This is a genomic window from Methanocorpusculum vombati (assembly GCF_026891935.1).
Taxonomy (GTDB): Archaea; Halobacteriota; Methanomicrobia; order Methanomicrobiales; family Methanocorpusculaceae; genus Methanocorpusculum; species Methanocorpusculum vombati.
In genome coordinates, this window is record NZ_JAPTGC010000004.1 from 81,628 (window position 1) to 100,932 (window position 19,305).

The 19,305-nt window shown below is 50.3% G+C and carries 20 protein-coding genes; 5 read left to right on the forward strand and 15 right to left on the reverse strand.

All coding sequences use genetic code 11. The annotated features are described in order from the left end of the window. Positions 1-5 precede the first annotated feature (5 nt). The 3 genes from O0S09_RS03900 to O0S09_RS03910 all read left to right on the forward strand — a co-directional run bounded on the left by O0S09_RS03900 (position 6) and on the right by O0S09_RS03910 (position 2,560). A complete protein-coding gene (locus O0S09_RS03900) occupies positions 6-1,058 on the forward strand; it encodes a M42 family metallopeptidase (RefSeq protein WP_268922640.1) in 1,053 nt (350 codons plus the stop codon). A 192-nt stretch (positions 1,059-1,250) separates the two neighbouring features. After that, the gene (locus O0S09_RS03905) at positions 1,251-2,339 is read left to right on the forward strand and encodes a GLUG motif-containing protein (RefSeq protein ID WP_268922641.1); all 1,089 of its coding nucleotides are present in this window, start codon (positions 1,251-1,253) and stop codon (positions 2,337-2,339) included. Positions 2,340-2,401: 62 nt separating this feature from the next. Continuing rightward, entirely contained in the window at positions 2,402-2,560 is a 159-nt protein-coding gene (locus O0S09_RS03910) for a rubredoxin (RefSeq protein WP_268922642.1), read from the forward strand. 7 nt (positions 2,561-2,567) lie between these two features. Here the strand turns inward: O0S09_RS03910 and O0S09_RS03915 are convergent, their stop codons facing one another. The 4 genes from O0S09_RS03915 to O0S09_RS03930 all read right to left on the reverse strand — a co-directional run bounded on the left by O0S09_RS03915 (position 2,568) and on the right by O0S09_RS03930 (position 5,658). Further along, positions 2,568-3,410: a metal ABC transporter permease gene (locus tag O0S09_RS03915; protein ID WP_268922643.1), complete on the reverse strand. Its 843-nt coding sequence runs from the start codon at positions 3,408-3,410 to the stop codon at positions 2,568-2,570. Then, complete coding sequence (locus tag O0S09_RS03920; RefSeq protein WP_268922644.1) at positions 3,403-4,143, reverse strand: metal ABC transporter ATP-binding protein; 741 nt, start codon at positions 4,141-4,143, stop codon at positions 3,403-3,405. Before O0S09_RS03920 ends, O0S09_RS03915 begins: the two co-directional genes overlap by 8 nt. Further along, a complete protein-coding gene (locus O0S09_RS03925; RefSeq protein WP_268922646.1) occupies positions 4,144-4,593 on the reverse strand; it encodes a formylmethanofuran dehydrogenase subunit E family protein in 450 nt (149 codons plus the stop codon). Positions 4,594-4,662: 69 nt separating this feature from the next. Continuing rightward, the gene (locus O0S09_RS03930) at positions 4,663-5,658 is read right to left on the reverse strand and encodes a metal ABC transporter solute-binding protein, Zn/Mn family (protein WP_268922647.1); all 996 of its coding nucleotides are present in this window, start codon (positions 5,656-5,658) and stop codon (positions 4,663-4,665) included. A 139-nt stretch (positions 5,659-5,797) separates the two neighbouring features. Here O0S09_RS03930 and O0S09_RS03935 point away from each other — a divergent pair, with 139 nt between their 5' ends. Next, a complete protein-coding gene (locus O0S09_RS03935) occupies positions 5,798-6,256 on the forward strand; it encodes a hypothetical protein (RefSeq protein WP_268922648.1) in 459 nt (152 codons plus the stop codon). Positions 6,257-6,261: 5 nt separating this feature from the next. On the opposite strand, the gene O0S09_RS03940 is transcribed toward O0S09_RS03935, so the two are convergent. The 11 genes from O0S09_RS03940 to O0S09_RS03990 form a co-directional block, all read right to left on the reverse strand. Continuing rightward, positions 6,262-6,900 (reverse strand): SdpI family protein, encoded by a 639-nt coding sequence (locus O0S09_RS03940; protein ID WP_268922649.1) that lies wholly within the window; start codon positions 6,898-6,900, stop codon positions 6,262-6,264. Beyond that, on the reverse strand, positions 6,897-7,169 hold the full coding sequence (locus tag O0S09_RS03945; RefSeq protein WP_268922650.1) for an autorepressor SdpR family transcription factor: 273 nt from the start codon (positions 7,167-7,169) through the stop codon (positions 6,897-6,899). The genes O0S09_RS03940 and O0S09_RS03945 overlap by 4 nt, the downstream gene beginning before the upstream one ends. Positions 7,170-7,289: 120 nt before the next feature. After that, positions 7,290-8,561, reverse strand: coding sequence for a tRNA pseudouridine(13) synthase TruD (gene truD / locus O0S09_RS03950; RefSeq protein WP_268922651.1), 1,272 nt, complete (start codon positions 8,559-8,561; stop codon positions 7,290-7,292). A 3-nt stretch (positions 8,562-8,564) separates the two neighbouring features. Continuing rightward, complete coding sequence (gene pth2, locus O0S09_RS03955) at positions 8,565-8,930, reverse strand: peptidyl-tRNA hydrolase Pth2 (RefSeq protein WP_268922652.1); 366 nt, start codon at positions 8,928-8,930, stop codon at positions 8,565-8,567. Between the two features lie 58 nt (positions 8,931-8,988). After that, a complete protein-coding gene (locus O0S09_RS03960) occupies positions 8,989-12,009 on the reverse strand; it encodes a type I restriction endonuclease subunit R (RefSeq protein WP_268922653.1) in 3,021 nt (1,006 codons plus the stop codon). Between the two features lie 27 nt (positions 12,010-12,036). Continuing rightward, positions 12,037-12,804: a DUF1828 domain-containing protein gene (locus O0S09_RS03965; protein ID WP_268922654.1), complete on the reverse strand. Its 768-nt coding sequence runs from the start codon at positions 12,802-12,804 to the stop codon at positions 12,037-12,039. Further along, positions 12,789-13,325, reverse strand: coding sequence for a DUF6978 family protein (locus O0S09_RS03970; RefSeq protein ID WP_268922655.1), 537 nt, complete (start codon positions 13,323-13,325; stop codon positions 12,789-12,791). Before O0S09_RS03970 ends, O0S09_RS03965 begins: the two co-directional genes overlap by 16 nt. Before the next feature lie 208 nt (positions 13,326-13,533). Further along, positions 13,534-13,758 (reverse strand): nucleotidyltransferase family protein, encoded by a 225-nt coding sequence (locus tag O0S09_RS03975; RefSeq protein ID WP_268922656.1) that lies wholly within the window; start codon positions 13,756-13,758, stop codon positions 13,534-13,536. Between the two features lie 349 nt (positions 13,759-14,107). Further along, on the reverse strand, positions 14,108-15,505 hold the full coding sequence (locus tag O0S09_RS03980; protein WP_268922657.1) for an FRG domain-containing protein: 1,398 nt from the start codon (positions 15,503-15,505) through the stop codon (positions 14,108-14,110). Between the two features lie 2 nt (positions 15,506-15,507). Next, entirely contained in the window at positions 15,508-16,722 is a 1,215-nt protein-coding gene (locus O0S09_RS03985; RefSeq protein ID WP_268922658.1) for a restriction endonuclease subunit S, read from the reverse strand. 69 nt (positions 16,723-16,791) lie between these two features. Further along, a complete protein-coding gene (locus tag O0S09_RS03990) occupies positions 16,792-18,297 on the reverse strand; it encodes a type I restriction-modification system subunit M (protein WP_268922659.1) in 1,506 nt (501 codons plus the stop codon). A 601-nt stretch (positions 18,298-18,898) separates the two neighbouring features. On the opposite strand from O0S09_RS03990, the gene O0S09_RS03995 reads away from it, so the two are divergent. Further along, positions 18,899-19,249 carry a hypothetical protein gene (locus tag O0S09_RS03995; RefSeq protein ID WP_268922660.1) on the forward strand — a complete coding sequence of 117 codons (351 nt, stop codon included), beginning with the start codon at positions 18,899-18,901 and terminating at the stop codon, positions 19,247-19,249. The last annotated feature ends 56 nt before the right edge of the window (positions 19,250-19,305 follow it).

Here is a 19,305-nt window from a genome sequence, read left to right on the forward strand (position 1 = left end):
TTATTATGGAAATAGCAGAAATCAGTGCATTATTACAGAAGCTGTCAAATGCCCACGGCATTTCCGGTTTTGAGTCGTCGGTTGCAAAGATCATCAGGGACGAGGTCGCACCCTATGTGGATGAGATCAAAACTGATAAGATGGGAAATCTTGTTGCGGTAAAGAAGGGCGATGATTTTTCAATCATGCTCGCAGCCCATATGGATGAGATCGGCCTGATGGTTCAGTACGTGGACGAGCACGGATTTATCCGGTTTATTGCGGTCGGCGGATGGTTTAATCCGGTTCTGGTGTCCCAGCGGGTTCTTCTGCACGGTGAAAAGGGAATCGTTCCGGGAGTTCTCGGCATGAAACCCCCGCACGTGATGAGTGACGAGGACCGTAAGAAGCCGGTAAGTCTTGCGGATATGTTCATCGATGTCGGGGCGACGAGTCCAGAAGAGGTTGAGGCTCTGGGTATTGAGATCGGAACACCGATTACGATCGATCGGGAGTTTGTGCCGCTTGCGGGAACATGTGTGACCGGCAAAGCGTTCGATAACCGTGCAGGCTGTGCGATGCTGATCGGTGCTCTCCGCGAGATGCAGACGAAACACACCGTGTATGCGGTGTTCACGGTTCAGGAGGAGGTCGGGCTGAAGGGTGCGAAGACGAGTTCGTTTGCGCTGAACCCGGACGTAGCTATCGCGACTGATGTGACGATCCCCGGAGACTCGCCGGGTATTGAACGCCGCAAGGCGCCGGTCTTTATGGGCAAAGGTCCTGTCGTGGTGGCGGTGTCTGCTTCAGGCCGCGGTCATATTGCGGATCCGCGGATCGTTTCCTGGCTGACGAAGACGGCGAAGAAGTTTGATATTCCGGTACAGGTGGAGATCGGCGACGGCGGGAATACGGATGCGTCTGCGATCAACTTTGAACGCGGCGGAATTCCAAGTGTGCCGGTCTCGGTTCCGGCACGGTATATTCATTCGCCGGTCGAGGTTATCGATCTGAAGGATGTGCAGGCGGGGATTGCGCTGCTTGCAAAAGCTGTCGGCACGAAGCCGAAGCTGAACTAATTTTTTTCTTTTTTTTGCAGGATCGGGAATCTGATCCGATTTTCACCGGAAAAATCCGGAAAGTCATCTCCGTGAAACGGACTCTCTGAAAAGCAAATCCCGGTTCCCGCCACATCAGAGGATTCATGAAGAACGGGACAGTCCCTTTTCAGCACAAACAATTATCTATTATTCTGGCTTAGTATATGTATCATGGAAGATTGTTGGGATGGAACAGGTACTGTTGAAACACCGTATTTGATTCAGTCGGCGGAAGATCTGCTGAAATTTGCGGAAGCGGTAAACTCCGGCATCTCGTATGCGGGAACCCATTTTCTCCTGACCGCGGATTTGGATCTTGACGGGAAGGTCTGGCAGCCGATCGGGGATCATGACCGGGAGTTTCCGTTCTCCGGCAGGTTTGACGGCGGGGGACATACAGTTCGCGGAGTGGCAGTATCTACCGAGAAAACGGACTGCGGATTCTTCGGCCAGGTGACGGGTGTTTCCCGTGCCGAACGTGCTGAAGTTGCCAATCTTACGGTGTCCGGCACCATCCGCGGGGAAAAAGCGGTTGGCGGGATTGTCGGATTTCTGCGGGGGGCAAATGTATCAGGCTGTACCTTTTCGGGCACAGTCACGGGAGACGCAGTTGTCGGAGGAATAGTCGGATCTGTTGTCGCAGGGATCGTGAGCAGATGCCGGGTGCATGGGGATATTTCAGGAAAACATGCCGGCGGGATTGCAGGACAGGGGAAGTACAGTACGATCTCCAACAGTTATTTTCTGGGGAATGTGGCAACCCCGCAAACGTATGCCGGAGGCATTGGCGGAAACCTGACCGGTATGACGATTGAGTACTGCTATGCAGCGGGAACTGTTTCCGGAGATAATTACGTTGGCGGGATTGCCGGGTTTGCGGAACAGGGGCGTTGGAAAGGTGTCCTGTCCCTGATGCAGTCAGTGAGCTGTCCGTCTCCGATGTGCGGCAGAATTGCCGGGATGATTCGCCGGGTAACGACACTGGACTGTCTGGCGTGGATGGGGATGAAAAATCCGGAAGGGAGATTTTCACAGTACGTTACAAATAATGGCGGGGATATTTCTTATTACCTGTTGTGGAACGGGTTTGAAAAGGGAGTGGGGCCCTGGAAGGGATGGGATCCTGCGATATGGAAGATCGATCCGGCATTTTCGTCCTACCGGCTGCCGGTACTGACAGGGCAGGAGCAGGAACCGGAAGGGGATTTTTCCTATCTTGCAGTAGATCTCCATAAGACGGACGCGAAAAAAACGTCGTGACCTGTTTTTCGGCAGTGCCGCAATCCAAACCCTTACTATTTTCCGGCGGCAACCATTTTTCCATGACAAAGTATCTGTGCATGACCTGCGGTTATCTGTATGACGAAGAAAAAGGTGCAGCCCCGGATGTTCCGGCAGGAACTCCGTTTGACAAAATCCCGGATACCTGGGTCTGTCCCATGTGCGGCGCATCGAAAAAATTCTTTTCAAAAAGAGGATAAGAACCCCTTATCCTTGTAACCCGACCATCTCTTTTGTGACACGACGCCGCGGCGAAACAAGCACTGCCGCTGCAAACACCACTGCAAACAGCATTGCCGAAAACGGTGCGACCGGCAGATTATACGTAAACGAAAGAAACGTCCCGCACAAACTGATCGCTGCCGCAATCACGGGGGAGGCGATCATCATCTGTTTCAGCGTTCCGCAGAACTGATATGCAATCGCCGCGGGCGCAACCAGCCATACATACAGCAGAAGCCCGCCCACAATCGGGAGCGTCAGCGCAACCATCAGCGCAATCATAAACAGCACCGCATACATCATGGGTTTGGTGCGGATACCGGTAATCTCCGCAATCTTACGGTGAAAGATCATCGCCGAGATCTCTTTGTAAAATACCGCGACAAACAGAATCACGATCACCATGATCGCAAGCAGACCGTAAATCTCCTCACGGTAGAGTGAGATCACACTGCCGAACAAAAGCGACGTCGCACCCGAACCTATTCCAAGCTGCTGCATCCACGCATAGAAAAAGATCGCAACCGCCATCATCGATCCGAACAGAACGCCGAGCGTCGTATCAATGGGCATCCGCGATTTATCTGACAGGGGACCCAGAACACAGGCCAGCAGGAAACTGCCGATAAGGGCGGCAATGGTCATCTCAATGCCGAAGAACATCCCGACCGCCGCACCGGCAAACGCCCCGTGCGCCATCGTAAACCCGATCGATGAGATCTTCATCTGCGTAATCAGAACCGCAAGAACCGCACAGCCGATTGAAGCAAACAGCATCGCCTCGGTCGCGTGGCAGACCATGTTGTTGGGGATCAGAAACTCAAGCATGCGTCTCCTCCGAAGTACGGCGAACCGTATCCTGTACCTGTTCCGGCGGGATAACGTTGTTCAGCACAATTCCGCCGTCCTTCATCACCACCACCCGCACATCGCGGGCCGGCAGGGCGTCAAATGCATGGGAAACGATCACCACCGTTACCCCCGCGTCCGCAATCCCGCAGAGCACGTCGCAGACGTGCTCGCGGGTTGCCAGATCGAGGTTGCTGAACGGTTCGTCCAGCAAAAGAACGTCCGGCTTTTTCACCAGATTGTGGGCAATCAGTACCTTCTGCTGCTGACCTCCGGAGAGTTTGCCGATATGGCTGGTACGAAGATCGGTAATTCCCATTCGTTCCAGCGATCGTTCAACCGCAGCAAAATCTTCAGCGCCCGGACGCTTGCAGAAGCCAAGCAGACCGTATCGTCCCATCAGCAGAACCTCGTCCACGGTGAACGGCGTATAGGGATCGAAGTCGAAGTTCTGAATCACGTATCCGAGTTTCTTTCGCATCTGCGGTCCCTGACGGACTGCGTCAAAGCCGCAGACCGAAACGGTACCGGAGACGACGGGCAGCAGTCCTGCAATAGTTTCGAGGAGCGTGGTCTTGCCCGCCCCGTTCGGCCCGCCGACGATCACAAACTCGCCGCGGCCGATCGAAAGATCGATATCGTGAATCACGGGATGGGCAGCACCTTCGTACGTCGTCGTCACGCCGTCCAACCGGATGATCGGCTCATCCATTCAGAGTTCCTCAACGACGAACAGCTCCTCGTCCGGCATGGAGTACATGGCCTCGGCAAAGTTTTCGAGGGCGAGTTCCTTGTCCACACCATCGAACTCGGCACGCCGCGCAAGGTACGATCCCTGTTTGAGAAGAATTGCCCCGCCGTCCGCATGCCGGAACATGACGGAGATGTACGGGGAGACGGACAGTTCGATGTTGCGTTTGCCGTATGTGCAGCCTGATCCGATCTGAACGCCGTCAATGAGGCAGGATTCCGGCGTCTGACCGGAACAGTAGACGGTCGCGAAGAGGGCAAAGGGGTTGTTGTCAAAGTGTTTGAGGGCGAACCTTCCCATGCGGTAACCGAGAACGATAAAGGGACCGAGATGTCCGTGGAACTTTGCCAGCTCTTCCACCGAGTACTCGCGGGGAAGCTCCATGTATCTGCAGGACTCATGCCATTTCATATGACATGATTTCTTTTTATGCGTTATAAAGTATGCAGAAGTTATATTTTCGTAGTAAAAAGAGGGAAGTCAGATTCTCCGGCAGAGGAGGGCTGCACCAAAGATTCCCGCAACTATCGCGAGAACTCCGAGCGGAGTCTGGGTGGGTACAGGCGTTGCGTCTGCCGAAGACAGGGAGAGGATCAGATTTTTGTTGTAGGCATAGTAATCAAGAATGCTGTCCACGTTCTCTGCCGATTTGGGGAGGTTTAAGAAGATCACCCGTTCGCAGGGAACGCCTGCATCTTTGAGCGCTTCGTGCACCCCGATTCCCATGTCAGGTCCGGCAACGATGTTTTCAATGACGATGATTTTACCAATCGAAGCGTTCTCTGCGATCGCTTTGTACTTTGCCGGGTCAGCGTGGATGTCATCGATGAGGTCCTTGACAGTTGTGGGCTGGGGGTAGGAGTCGATGCAGTTCATGCCGAGCCAGTTGACCGCCTGATTTTTGATCCGGAAGTGGCAGAGGATCGGAATGTCGGCGAGCGTGTCCTTCTCGGCAGCGGAGAGTTGTGTTGCGGCGGCAACTTTGGTGAGATAGGTCTGCAGGTTGTCCTGATAGACGGAGGCGTTGACCGGGTCGGCGGTGCCGAGAAGGTAGGCGACGGTCTCGCTGTATCCCCGAAGAGCGGCCGGGTTGTCGTAGGTGACGGTTGCATTCGGAACGGCTTCTTTGCTGACGTTACTCAGGAGCAGCCAGTTGGTGTCTTCACCGAAGTTTTTCGTGCGGAACTCGGTTACTTTGGTGATGACGGCACCGTCCATGCTTCCTCCCTGACCAAGGAATACGTCAGCGGTTTTGATGAATTCGCTGTTCTGCTGGAGGAGTGCGTCGATGGTATCGCCGGAGATGTGAACTGCGGCGGGAGGGGCAACGTACATGACGGTAACTGCGTCGCCGCCAATCTCGTCCGCAACGTTCCAGAGGTTTGGCATGGTTGTTACAACATTCAGCGCCGCAGCTCCCGGCACAAGCAGACCGAGAAGGAGCAGCATCACAAGAAGAGCCACCGATTTTTTCATACGTAGTGATGGGCACACCAGAGATATAAATGTATCAGACTTATTTTGAAACTTGTAATACGTTTGACAATGGATTTTTTGGCTGTGAATGATTTTCCCGTACAGCAGAGTAAATACCGGAGAAAAACAATCTGTATCCATGACCTACCGGCTTCAGGCAGTAACACTGCGGACGGATAATTCTTTGGAAGGAATGGAACGCATCGCCGCCGTCTGGCGGGATATTGTCAGCGGGAAACTGCCGCTGATGGCCGATAATGACGGCGTGATGCAAAGCGGACTCTCATCGGTTTCGCGGTACAGCAACTATGCAGAGGAGGAACGGGGACGGTATGATCTGACAATCATGACCGTTCCGGCAGAGTTCTTTGCGGAGATGGAGGAGAAGGTACAGGCAGGACTATACAAAAAATATGAGACAAGAGATGCGTGCGGCGATGTCGGCATCTGTGTAAAAGCCGCGTGGAATGCGGTCTGGACTGATCAGCAGAACGGCAGTCTCCGTCGTGCGTTCACTGAGGATTATGAAAGCACGGTGCCTCCGGCATTCACGAAGGACGGACAGGCGCACTGTTATCTGTACATCGCCGTGCGGTAAAAAAATTATACTCCTTTCCGATACAGGCTGTAGGAGTAGACGAACGGAATGCCCGCGACAAGGATCATGAGGATCACCAGTACCGGCAGGAACCAGACAGCAGGCAGGAATGCACAGAGAAGCAGCAGAACACCGCCAAAAATCCAGAGGTAGCCGGCGAGATGATGGGTTCTGTTCCAGTTCTCCTCACTGTTGAGCGTCCAGGGGAGACGGATGCCCACCGTATAACTCTGTTTTGACTTCGGCAGATAGTTCCCGATTGCAATCAGCAGGACGCCGAGAAAAATCGGTACGATAACCTGAACCGGAATTTCTACGCCCATACTGGCAAACAGCGTAACCGGCATGAGGATCAGCGTCAGCACGGGGATGATCCATTTGGAAAGAAGCACCAGCGTTTTTGAAGCGTTTTCAATCTTCGGGTCAGTCCGCAGACCAAACTGCAGAAACAGGTTCAAGCCGCACATGAGAAACGGAAGTCCGAAGACACCGATAGCTTTCGGTACGTAGCCGTTCGGCTCTCCCGCGGCATCCCAGTGAATAATCAGCTGGTCGGGCAGCTGGTCCCAGAGCAGAAGGCCGAAAATGATCGGCAGCAGGCAGACGACGGAGGTCGCAAGAGCAGTAACATTGTTTTGTTTCATTTGGGTTGTTCCTCCCGGAACTGGGCGAACCAGAACATCACCTCTTCGAAGACGGAGATGTTGAGTTCATAGTAGATGAAATTTTTTTCTTTGTGTTCCCGTATGAGGTCAGCCTTCTTCAGCTGCGCAAGATGATAGGAGATGGTGGCGTTCGTCATCGTAAAGCGGCCGGCAATCTCTCCGGCGGAGAGTTTGCCGTCTTTGAGCATAACGAGAATCTCCCGCCGCACGGGATCGGCGAGGGCTTTGAAGGTTTCCGGAAATCCCATTCCTCATCCCTATATTCTGTTGCCCGATCTATTTAGATGTTTTTCTAAATAGTTCAAACAGACCTCAGGATCCCTGACAGGCATGGTATCGCAGGATTTTTGCCGCATAAAAAAAGAATGTCAGACCATCTGTTCAGGCGAGCCCTGCATGTACTCGCGGCAGACAGTCGTTGCGTAGTGGCCGGGCGGAAGCGTGAACCGGAGCGTGACATCCGTTCCCGAAATTTCCGAGGCGACCTCGGTTCTGAGAACGATCTTTCGGTGGGCACCGTCGAAGTTTGTTCCGGTAAAGGCGGATGCGTTTGCGAAGCTCTGCATTGAGACACCGTCCTTCTCCATCAGGGCAAACATCTCCTCTTCCAGGGGTCCGGGCGTTACCGGCAGTGTTGCGCCGGGCATCCATGCAGCGACCGCACACCGACCGCGTTTCATGTGCTGGCGTGCAGTTGGAAGATTCTTTTCGGTGACGGTATCGATACGGTCGTTGGCGAAGATGAGATGTTCGCCCACGTTCGCATCACTGAGCGGGACGCCCGCCGCACAGCGTGCGGAGAGTGCCATGTTAAAGAGCCAGGACTGATAGGCCGAGACGAACATCGAGAGAAGCTTCGGCGGCATGGCCCGGAGTGCTGCGCCATACTCGCCGGGATGTTTTGCAAGGGAGTCGAGCATGATGCGTTCGTAGGAGAGTTTTGCCGGGAGGTCGTGCAGGGCGGCTTTGGCGTCGCCGGTCTCGGCGAACGCCGTCCGGGCAGCTTTGACCTCGTCGGATTCGTGAGGGAAAGCGTCGCCGACATAGATCTTCACTGCGTCCTCATACTCGCCGCGGAGAATGTGGAGGCCGACGCGGTGTGTGACCGGTTTTAATGCGCCGAATCGCTGGATTCCGTAATAGTTGGGGATGCCGGAGGAGAGAATATCGGCGGTGATTGCGGCGGTTCGTTCGGCGAGGCCTTCGGAGTCGCAGCTGCGAAGCGTGATTGCAAACCGGTTTCCTTCGAGATTGCCGAGACCGAGGTTGAACTGGTGGTGCGTGACGGGTTCTAAGACGATGTCTTTGAGGGAGACTTTTGCCAGGTCCTCCTCGGTGACGTCGTAGAGGGAGATGTACTGGGTTGTTACGGCATTGCGATCCTTGGTTCCTCCCCATCCGAGTCGTTTGGGGCTGATGGCGAGCCGTTTTGCGATCTCCCGCATGGCGTGCTGGTGTTCCCAGGAGGTTTTGGTGAGCTTTGCGATAAGGTAGGGGCCGGTTCCGGTAAAGGCGACCGGCAGTTCTTCGACGATGAAGTCCTGCGGGGTGCTACGGAGAACGCCGCCGATTCCCCGGGTGTCGGTTGCGTAGTAGGTCATGCCGAGGGACTGTTCGAGGGGATACGTGGAGGGTTTCATGGTTCAGAGAAGCGGGAGGCTGCCGGTGACTTTGTCGATGAGTTCGGCTTTTGCGGGACCGATGCCAAGGGCGGTAACGGTTCCGGGCGGTATTTCGGTGTAGCCTGCGTCGATAATGAGGGAGACGGGGAGTCCCTGTATTTCAGCGGTTGCTTTGAGTTCGTAGAGTGAGCGTTCGCCCTGGACTTTGAGGGCGACTTTTTTCTGGCCTTCCCGCATCCAGGCTTTTTTGTCGAGGAGGGAGGCTTTTTCAAAGGCGCCGATCGAGGCATGGGCTGCCTGGGCGCACATTTTGCCGCAGCTGAGTTTGAGGTCGGTCCGCAGGATGAGGCATTGTTTGTATTTGAAGACGTCTTCGCCGCCGGTCATGTGTGGGGATGTATTGGGCGGTAAAGAGGATAAAGAGAACGGGATGAATGAGGGGAGGTCAGAGCACTGCATCCGTCCAGAGTTCACACTGGCGGATAACCGTATTTACCGCATCCTCCATTCCTTCCGGCGGGTAATGATGTTCTTTGAGCAGACGTTTTACCAACCGCCGCATCCCTGCCCGTGCCGTCTCTTTTTTCTGCCAGTCGATGGTTTTGTTTTTCCGCAGGAGATCCGTCAGTTCGCGGGTAATTGCAATCAGTTCCTCATTTTCGTAGAAGTCTTTGACTGCCGCAGGTTTGGTCAGGGCATCATAGAATGCAGTTTCTTCAACCGTCAGTCCGAGCTTTTCTCCTGCGGCATGGGCAGAGATCATGTCCTTTGCCATGCCGAGAAGTTCTTCGATGACCTGTTCGTTGGTAAGCATGCCTTTCAGATACGAACTCATTGCACGGGAGAGAAGTTCGGAGAATCGTTCTGACTGTACAAGATTTGTCCGCTGGTAGACGGAGATCTGATCCGCCAGCAGTCTCTTCAGCAGTTCGACTGCGAGATTTTTCTCTTTCATCTTCGCAATGTCTTCAAGGAATTTTGGATCGAAGAGGGAGAACTCCTGCTTGATATCCGAGAAGAGGTTGATGACTCCTTCGCTTTGGATGCTCTGTTTCAGAAGTTCGTTGATACGGGCATTGAGTTCCCGAAGGGAAAGCTGTCCTTTGCTTTCAACGCGGGTCAGTAGTGTTCTGACTGCCTCGAAGTAGGCGGCAAGGAGCCGTTCATCCTGATGTAAGAGACTGCGGCAGAGCGAGAGAGCCTGCCGGAGAGCGAGGGATTCTTTGATGAAGATCTTTTTTGTTTCTTCCCGGGCCGGTGCGGAGAGGAAGTCCACACCTCCGCTGATGGCCCGCGCCCGATCGAGATCAGTACCTTGGGAAAAGCCGGAGTAGTCGTATCCGTGCAGAAGGTCGCGGCAGACTTCGAGTTTTTCATCAAACTTGGGTTTGGCAACTTTGCTGATGTCGGTGTCTCCGTAGTTGTGCCGGTCGCGGCGGGTGTAGTCGTGCATCGCCTGACGGAGATCGCGTGCGATTCCGACATAGTCTACCACGAGTCCTCCTTCTTTGTCGCCGAAGACGCGGTTGACCCGGGCGATTGCCTGCATGAGGTTGTGGCCGCTCATGGGTTTGTAGACGTACATGGTGGCGAGCGAGGGGACATCAAAGCCGGTGAGCCACATGTCGACAACGATTGCGATCTTCAGGGGGTCGGTGTTGTCCTTGAACTTTTTCGCCATCTCGTCACGGTACGCTTTGGTGCCGATAACCTGCCGCCACTCTTCGGGGTCGTTGTTTGCGGAGGTCATGACAACGCCGATCTTTTCCTGCCATGCGGGGCGGAGGTCGAGGATTTTGTGGTAGATCTTCATGGCAATGTCGCGGGAGTAGGCGACGATCATTGCTTTGCCGGTGAGTTCATACTGCCGGTTTGTTTCGTAGTGGGCTACAATGTCTGAACAGAGGGCGTCGATGGTCTGCGGGGCTGCGAGGATGCTTTCAAGTTTACTGAGTTCGTGTTTGCTTTTCTCGATGATGTACTCGGGGGCTTCTTCTGCAACGATGTCGTACTCTAAATCGATCTGATGGAGAATAGTCTCGTTTAAGTGGAGGTTGATGACCCGGCTTTCGTAGTAGACGGGGCGGGTTGCGCCATCTTCCACGGACTGGGTCATGTCGTAGATGTCGATGTAGTCACCGAAGATTTCGCGGGTGCTTCTATCTTTGGAGGAGATGGGGGTTCCGGTAAAGCCGATGTAGGTTGCGTTCGGGAGGCTGTCACGGATCTTTCGTGCGGTGCCGACCGAGATTTTTCCGGTTGTTGCGTTGATTTTTTCTTCGAGTCCGTACTGGCTGCGGTGTGCTTCGTCGGCGATGACGATGATGTTTCGCCGCAGGGAGAGCGGGTCGTCAGACTCTTCGAACTTCTGCATGGTGGTGAAGATGATGCCGTTTGCTTTCCGTCCGGCGAGGAGCTGTCTGAGGTCGGTGCGGCTTTCGGCCTGGATGGGGGTCTGACGGAGGTAGTCTTTGCAGTTGGAAAACTGGCTGAAGAGCTGGTTGTCGAGGTCGTTTCGGTCGGTGATGACGACGATGGTAGGACTTTCGAGGGCGGTCTGGAGCAGTTTTGCGTAGAAGACCATGGAGAGGGATTTTCCGCTGCCCTGTGTGTGCCAGAAGACGCCACCTTTTCCGTCGGTTTTTGTGGCGGTCTTGGTGGATTCAACGGCTTTTCGGACGGCGAAGTACTGGTGGTAGGCTGCGAGTATTTTGGTGTCGCTGTCTTCGGTCCGGGAGTAGCAGATGAAGTTTTTGAGGATGTCGATGAGGCGGTTTTTTTCCAGGATTCCTTCGAAGAGTACGTCGAATGCGGCGATTGAGGTGTTTTCGTAGTTGCCGTCGGTGGTTTTCCATTCCATGTACCGGTCTTCTTTGGCGGTGATGGTTCCGGCTTTGGAGGTGGCCTGGTCGCTCATGATGCAGAGGGCGTTGTAGATAAAGAGGGAGGGGATGTCATGGAGGTAGTTGCGGAGCTGGCGGTAGGCTTCGGAGACGTCGGTGTTTTCGCGGGATGGTGATTTGAGTTCGATGACGATTACGGGGATGCCGTTTACGAAGATGACGATGTCGGGGCGTTTTTCTGCGTTGTCGATGACCGTCCACTGGTTTATGACGGTGAAGGTGTTGTTTTCCGGGTTGTGGTGGTCGATGAGCCGGATGAGATCGGATCGTTCTTCACGACCGTCGAAGTATTTTACGGGGATACCGTTCTGGAGGTAGTCGGTTGCGATGATGTTTTTGTGGGTGAGGGTTGCGGCGTCGATGGTTTTGAGTCGGGTTACTGCTTCGGTGACGGCGGCGGCGGGTTTTTTGGGGTTGATTTTTTGGAGGGAGGGGAGGAGGTCGTCTTCGTAGAGGGGGTTGTGATAGTCGCGGGGGATGTCCGGGCCGTAGCGGTAGGTGTAGCCGAGGCTCTGGATGAGTTCAAGGACGGCGTTTTCGAAGTTGGCTTCGGTGAAGGACATGGATTATTTTTATTTTTGTTACTGATTTTATGCGGCAAGTTGCGGTATGATTGTTTCGAGGTTCTCATATGATATGGGCAGGATATCACAGGTATTACATACATCCTCGACGCCTCTGCTGAGTGGTTTGCTTGAACTGATGATTACATAGAGCCGGGAGTTTCTTACCTCCCGGATGTCATTCCATCTGAATGCCAGTGCCTCTATCTGTTGCAGCGTGAGGTTATTATATGTCTGTATGAGTCTTTCCGGGGTTGTTTCATCAGGGGAGGGTGGGATCACCATTTCAAATGAGTGCGTCATCCCTGATTTACCTGTGAGGGAGACTTTTGTGTTGAATCTGATTTTGTGTCTGGTGAGCCAGAGCTTCACATCTTCGGTGAACATCTGTCCGACGTTTTGTTTTGAGGTATAGGAAAGATCGTTTACAGCAAGGATTGCCTGTATGAGGTTGTGCTTTTTTTGGGGATAGGTTTGTTTGGAGGTGATTACCTGTAGTTCATTTTCTTCACTGAGATTGACACCAAGTCCTGAGAGTATTTCTTCAAGGAGTTCCTGACGTTTGTCTGTGTCCAGTCTGCATCCACATGATTCAAGGTCGTTAATGGTATATCCCCCATCACTGAGAAGGTATCCCTGTTCACTGAGTTTTTTGAGATAAATCTGGATGCAGTCGTTGTTCCGGTCAAGGAAAGGTGTAGTAATTTCCTGATAGTCCCCGACATCCCTGATTGTAATCTGTTCACCAAACCAAGTGGTGTAGGATTGCAACAATGTATCTATGTCTGCTGCCATTGGTCTGCTCCACGTTGGATTTCCGGTTTTTTTATGATCGTACAGAAACTCATGAATTCGTCCAGCGTTTTCCAGGGGTCTTCAGGGGAGGTGAATGAGGTGTTTTCGAGAGTTTGTGCAAACCTGAGACTGTATCCTTCGCGATAGGTATGAAGATGCGGTCCAACGATGCGTTCTCCATCCGGATTTATGTGGACAAGGCTGGACCCTATATCGATACGTGCAAGGAGGATGTTGGTACTTTTGACCCGCAGTTGATCGGATACTTTGTAGAAGTCGTATTTACCGGGGGTGACAGTGAGATAAAACAGTTCTGATCTGTCAATGGCGATTATGGGGACTTCGAGACGACATCCGGCATCCGGGTATGTGTGGAGGTGATCATTAACACGTTGTTTGGGCAGGTAAAGGAGGGTGTCTGCGTTGCTTTGTGAAACCAGCTGTTCATATGGTGGTTCAGGTTCACTTACACAGAGTGTCTGCCCGGAGTCAATCTGATAGAGAGTATCCTCATGCTGCATTGTACCTATTTTCCTCCGGAACCCAAGTCTGTTTAATTATGTTCTGAGTGATAATAAGTGTTTCTTTGATTGTGTGATTCGATTTTATGTACCGAGTGCTGGATTTTCACATATGATGGTGTCCTGTTCGATGATGGGGCGGAGAATAGGACTGATCCATTTTCTGCTGACGAGATCAATTTTTCTACCGAATGTCTGTTCGAGGTGATCATGCAGGCCGGTAAGGTTGGCTAGGGTTGCAAGGTTGGCAAGTTGCTTTTCCAGGCTGAAAGGTGTAGAGGATGTCGATGTCCGATTCAGGTGTGTCTTCACCCTGACTGACGGATCCGAAGATGCCAATCTCGGCGATGTCGTAGGATTTTCGGAGGCAGGGGAGTTCCTGTTCAATAGTTTTCAGGATGTATGATTTGATGCTGATGTATGGTTCGTCCATGCGATTTTCCTCCGGAAATGGTATGTATGAGGTATTTGTACTGGGAGGGTATTAGGGTTTCTCTCAGAGAGGAGTTATGATATCTAACGATAATTCATTCATCCTGCAGATCATGACAAGGAAAAACAATGGATTGATGATAAAAACTTAATTTAGATTATTTTTCATAAACAGGCGTATATATAATAACTACAATAAGAAATGGTAATTCGTATTCAATAAATATAATGACACATTATTTCAATTAATATGGAAAAAAACAACGTACATTTCGATGAAAAAAGAACTCAGGCAATATAAATCTGCCTAGATGATTTTTATGCGAATATCTCAGTAAAAATAACATATTTTACTTAGTATCCATATTCTGTTCTGCACATTCTGATTTCTTAAGATCCTCGATTACTTTATTCATGATGATATTTGACCACCCTCTGCTGCCATTTTTGTCAGTTTTTCCTGATGATATTAAATAATGTGCAATCTCAGATCTAATAGTACTGATCACTGATTCCTTTTTATACCAATCCACAACCATGTTCTTTTCAAAAATCAGATAAACATCCGGTTCCAAAGAACCATCGGGTAGCCATTCCTTTAAAATGTTGTGAATCACCGTCTCCGCATCAATATCAAATGGATTACAATAATGAACCGCATCCTCCAAAGAATTATCTATCTCATCTTGCTTAGTTACATTTGCTAAGCAAATTTTAGAGAAAGTCTCACCCATTCCAATAGAGGGCTTCTGATACTGCGATGAGATATATTTCATTTGATGTTCTAACTCAGGGAAAAGAGAAGATTCATTTATACCATATAAATCAAGTTCCTGTAGTATTCTTTCCTTACTATCGGCAGGAATTTGAAAAGTTAGTGATGTGAATTCATCTCTCAGATTACTTTCCGCTTTTTGCAGTATTCTTTTCCCGATATCTCCCTCACCGTGTATATTGATGGACCCAGGAAGAAGAAATGCGCCATTTTGTCGAATTAATCTTTGATTACTAAAATTTGAAATGACAAAGTAATTACCTTGTAACACACGAATAAATAATTCATATTCATTTTTTTCATAATATTTTGCATCACTTGGTGTTACTACGGTGTTCTCCACTAGTTTTGTGAGACACTCTTTAATGGTCAGATTTTTGTCAAAATCCATTTCTGCAATGGAGGACAATATTTTTACTTCCGAGCTGTCAAAACCATGTCCATAATCCCTGTGTGAATACACAATTCCATCACATGGCGTCATCTCATAGATTGTTTTTTCCTTATCCGACCTCGGCATACGAATTATATTTTCATGTGATTGGCAAGCGAAGTAAAGAGCAACCATAGGATTTAGTGTTACATCCAATAATCTCGTGCTTAGCCCATAATGCTGCAATTTCGTCAGCCGTTCGAATGATGTTCTGTATTCCCTAAACTCAGCTGGATTTCGGGAATAAGCCATAGTTATCATTTGAGATTCAGATGGAAGTAGCCCATTACGAAAAATACTTGGTCGAATATCCCATGAGATATTTTCTTGTCCTCGAAAGAAAAATCGTTGTCTATCATCCTCAAACGGAGTCTTTACGTCTTTTTTCGAAAAATTTTGAGTATCTTTTAATGTGCTGGACTCATCAATATCATCAAATATTTTTTCGCGCATTTTCGAAATTTCTTGGAGATAGTTGGTCAGAGTCTCTATTACAATAATTTTTTTGCCTTGGGACATTGATAAACTATTTTCGTACACGATTATGCCACCTTAAGTTGACAATTCATTATTCTTTGTAATAATTCAGATCTTAAATTATTCAAATCGGAGTTTTCCTTCGAATTCACACATATATATTTAAAAATTACATCACAAATAAAATAATATTTTGTTAAAAGTTCGTCTGACGGTCTAGCCACAAAATAATTGCCAAAACATGCATTTTGAACCCTCTGTCTCCCAGAAGATCCAACCATGCTTGCAATACAATGCTTTCTGAAATTGGAATCACGTGCCAAACAGTACACAAAAGGAGTACGAATATTCCCAGTACCTCGTAAAACGATGAACTCAGTGGATCCAAATCCTATTTCATCATCTATCAAAAAGTCAACGATAGCCGTTTTTCCATTTTCCAAGCATGGAGTTATTCTTGCAAACAAAATATCACCATTTTGAAATTTAGATCCACCACCATTCCATTCTTTTGAAGAAATCTCTGACACAGAGCAGGAATCAATAGGCAAACTGGACATATCAACAAAACTCGCATGTTCGCCTTTAGGTAACATGAGTTTAGGATTTACAATTAGTAGATTACTTATCGGTATTGCAATCCACCCCTCCGGTATCTCCCCCATCTCGCTTTCGATCATCCGCCCCCCGGAGCTTTTGTAGGGCTTCCCTTCGTCATTCGGGAACTCGAACTCCACGAACCATCGATGGAACAACGCCCGGGCGATCTCCTCCAGCACTTTATTCATGCGGGTGTTGATCTCGATCTTGTCGTCGAGCGAGGAAAGGATGGCGGCGATCTTCTTTTGGATGGGGAGAGGAGGTAAAATCACAGGATAATTCATAATTGCTTTTTTATCCCCTCGTGGCATTTTTGTACCTTTGGAAGTCTTTGTGGCATAATCAAAGAAGTCATCTGTTGAAAGAAGATAGTAAAGATATTTACTATCACACGTGGTGTTAGCCCTGATCACTAAAACATCATTAGAACAACCACCCATAGAATGAGCAAGCCATATTTTCTTAAAATATGGACGAATGTTTGAGATGAGTATATCATTTTGTTGATAAGATGGGACGACGTTTACATTTGGTAATTTTGTGGCTGGAATCATACCTCCTCTGTCTGCCACCAAATTTTCTGTTGAAATATATGTGTCTATAGTAAGATCTAACACGTTTACTCGATCAGTCACATATGAAGCTATGTCACAAAGGGAACATTTTATCCAGTCACTCATTGTTCCCTCCAATAACCCAATCCATTTTTTGCACTGCGCTAATCAATATTCCAGAACGAGAGAACTCCATCACCGCACCTCAAACCCGATACTCGCCAGCTGCTTTCTGATCTCCTCCTCAGCCTTCCGGCTCTCCGCAAACAACTCTGACAACTCCCCCGTCAGCCGTGCCATCTTCTCCTCAAACGGCTCGCCGTCCTCCTCCACATCCGCAACCCCCACATACCGTCCCGGCGTCAGAACAAAATCCTGCTTCGCAATATCCTCCGTGGACACCACCGCACAGAACCCTTTCTCATCCTCAAGTGTCCCCTCCTCGAACCGGGAAAACGCACCCGCGATTTTATCGATATCCTCAGCCGTCAGCTCACGGAGCTTCCGGGAAACCATCGTCCCAAGACCCCGTGCATCCACAAACAGCGTCTTCCCCTGCTGCCGCTTATCCCGCTCGATAAACCACAGCGAAACCGGAATCTGCGTCGTATAAAACAACTGCGGCGGCATCGCAACAACCGCCGCCACCAGATCCGCCTCCACAATTCTTCTCCGGATCTCCCCTTCCCCTCCCGACTGCGAAGAAAGCGACCCGTTCGCAAGAACCAGACCCATCCGCCCCTTCGGTGCAAGATGATGAATCATATGCTGCATCCACGCAAAGTTCGCATTCCCCGCCGGAGGCACCCCGAACTTCCACCGCACATCATCTTTGAGCTTATCCGCACCCCAGTTCGACAGATTAAACGGAGGATTTGCCAGAATAAAATCCGCCCGCAGTGAAGGATGCAGATCATTGAAGAACGTATCCGCCGCAAACCCGCCAAGATCCGCCTCAATCCCCCGAATCGCCAGATTCATCTGCGCCATCTTCCACGTCGTCGGATTCGCATCCTGCCCGTACACCGAAATATCATTAATCCGCCCCGAATGCTCCTCCACAAACTTCGCCGACTGCACAAACATTCCCCCGCTTCCGCAGCAGGGATCATACACCCGCCCCTCAAACGGCTGCAAAACTGCCACAAGCGTTCTCACCACCGACGCAGGCGTATAAAACTCCCCGGCCAGCTTCCCCTCCTGCTCCGCGAAATTCTTCAGACAGTACTCATACGTCCGCCCCAGAATATCCTTGCTCGCCCCGTGCTCCGCCATCGAAATATTCGTAAACAGATCCACCACCTCGCCAAGCCGCCGCTTATCCAGCTCCGGTCTCGCAAAATTCTTCGGCAGCACATCCTTCAGCCGCTTATTCTCCCGCTCAATCGCCCGCATCGCCGCATCAATCACCACACCGATCTCCTCCGTATGGGCCGCCGCCGCAATCACCTCCCATCGTGCCTCGGACGGAACATAGAAAATACCCTCGGACAGATACTCATCATGATCCTCCTCAAACCCTTCACCCTCAGAGACCAGCGCCTGATACTTCACCGAAAACGTATCAGAAATATACTTCAAAAAAATCAAACCCAGAATAACATGCTTGTACTCCGCAGCATCCATATTCCCGCGAAGAATACACGCCGCATCCCATATCTTCTGCTCAAAACCAATATCCGCAGTATTTTTTTCAGCCATACCTTCCACTCCGTCGCAAATTCTGCGAACAATAAATCAATTATGGAATATCCCTCCACATAAAATCATCGTTATTCTCCCCTTGCTGTAATGTCCAGAAATTATTTCCCCGATCACCGCACGATATGAAAAACAGGCCATGGCCCTCGATTGAAGAAACCTCACGCAGCCAAAAATACCCGTACGATCGCAGCAACACAATGGCAAAATAACAATGCAGAGACAGATCCGGCATGACTCTCCCCTATCAACCCTCACGGGACTGGGGACATGTGTATTGATCTGCTATTCCGCAACGAGACAATGGTAGAGGATGTAAGATCGGTTTTGTACTTCGTTGCCAATCTCCGAAACACCGTACACTCCGGCAAGAATCAGCCAGCGTATGAAAACCACGTTTGCCGCAGATATCCTGCTTGAAATCTATGCGGACCGTACAACTCTGAAACGCACCGAGAAAACGACGGGTGAATCATGTTTCAACAGCAGGGGTGTCAGTCCGTGTTCAACAGGATAATCTTTCCTCTGGTCGTTTAGATTATAGGTAGGATGAGGAATGGCACCTTTATGCTACATTGGCTATGAAGAGGGAGAATGACCCGTGGTGTTAATTGAGATCATTATAATCCTCATGATACCTGTCCCGCTATTTCTCATCGCTGCAAAACTCATATCCAGATACGGAGTCGATGAGTCTCTGTTTCGTATTGTTGATTACTCCACCCCTGGGCACGGTCTTGTGACTTTGTTTGGTGTGTTTGGTACTGTCGGGATCATCCTGATAGATGCTGAAATTCTCACGCTCACTATGGCTCTTGGTGAATATCTTCCCGAACCATGGACTTGGGAAGTACCATTCTCGATATGGCTCATACCATGGTCTGTAGCTCTGCTAATCACGATGCGAGCGATCGGGGGATATCTGTTGAAATATTTTAAAGGTGAACTATGATGCAAAAACTACTCTCTGTATTGGGGATGATCGTATTGATCTCCTCAATTGAGTAC

Excerpts from the sequence above, each read along its gene's own strand:
- O0S09_RS03900 (WP_268922640.1), top strand. The coding sequence starts at position 6 with ATGGAAATAGCAGAAATCAGTGCATTATTACAGAAGCTGTCAAATGCC.
- O0S09_RS03905 (WP_268922641.1), top strand. The coding sequence starts at position 1,251 with ATGGAAGATTGTTGGGATGGAACAGGTACTGTTGAAACACCGTATTTG.
- O0S09_RS03910 (WP_268922642.1), top strand. The coding sequence starts at position 2,402 with ATGACAAAGTATCTGTGCATGACCTGCGGTTATCTGTATGACGAAGAA.
- O0S09_RS03915 (WP_268922643.1), bottom strand. The coding sequence starts at position 3,410 with ATGCTTGAGTTTCTGATCCCCAACAACATGGTCTGCCACGCGACCGAG.
- O0S09_RS03920 (WP_268922644.1), bottom strand. The coding sequence starts at position 4,143 with ATGGATGAGCCGATCATCCGGTTGGACGGCGTGACGACGACGTACGAA.
- O0S09_RS03925 (WP_268922646.1), bottom strand. The coding sequence starts at position 4,593 with ATGAAATGGCATGAGTCCTGCAGATACATGGAGCTTCCCCGCGAGTAC.
- O0S09_RS03930 (WP_268922647.1), bottom strand. The coding sequence starts at position 5,658 with ATGAAAAAATCGGTGGCTCTTCTTGTGATGCTGCTCCTTCTCGGTCTG.
- O0S09_RS03935 (WP_268922648.1), top strand. The coding sequence starts at position 5,798 with ATGACCTACCGGCTTCAGGCAGTAACACTGCGGACGGATAATTCTTTG.
- O0S09_RS03940 (WP_268922649.1), bottom strand. The coding sequence starts at position 6,900 with ATGAAACAAAACAATGTTACTGCTCTTGCGACCTCCGTCGTCTGCCTG.
- O0S09_RS03945 (WP_268922650.1), bottom strand. The coding sequence starts at position 7,169 with ATGGGATTTCCGGAAACCTTCAAAGCCCTCGCCGATCCCGTGCGGCGG.
- truD (WP_268922651.1), bottom strand. The coding sequence starts at position 8,561 with ATGAAACCCTCCACGTATCCCCTCGAACAGTCCCTCGGCATGACCTAC.
- pth2 (WP_268922652.1), bottom strand. The coding sequence starts at position 8,930 with ATGACCGGCGGCGAAGACGTCTTCAAATACAAACAATGCCTCATCCTG.
- O0S09_RS03960 (WP_268922653.1), bottom strand. The coding sequence starts at position 12,009 with ATGTCCTTCACCGAAGCCAACTTCGAAAACGCCGTCCTTGAACTCATC.
- O0S09_RS03965 (WP_268922654.1), bottom strand. The coding sequence starts at position 12,804 with ATGGCAGCAGACATAGATACATTGTTGCAATCCTACACCACTTGGTTT.
- O0S09_RS03970 (WP_268922655.1), bottom strand. The coding sequence starts at position 13,325 with ATGCAGCATGAGGATACTCTCTATCAGATTGACTCCGGGCAGACACTC.
- O0S09_RS03975 (WP_268922656.1), bottom strand. The coding sequence starts at position 13,758 with ATGGACGAACCATACATCAGCATCAAATCATACATCCTGAAAACTATT.
- O0S09_RS03985 (WP_268922658.1), bottom strand. The coding sequence starts at position 16,722 with ATGAGTGACTGGATAAAATGTTCCCTTTGTGACATAGCTTCATATGTG.
- O0S09_RS03990 (WP_268922659.1), bottom strand. The coding sequence starts at position 18,297 with ATGGCTGAAAAAAATACTGCGGATATTGGTTTTGAGCAGAAGATATGG.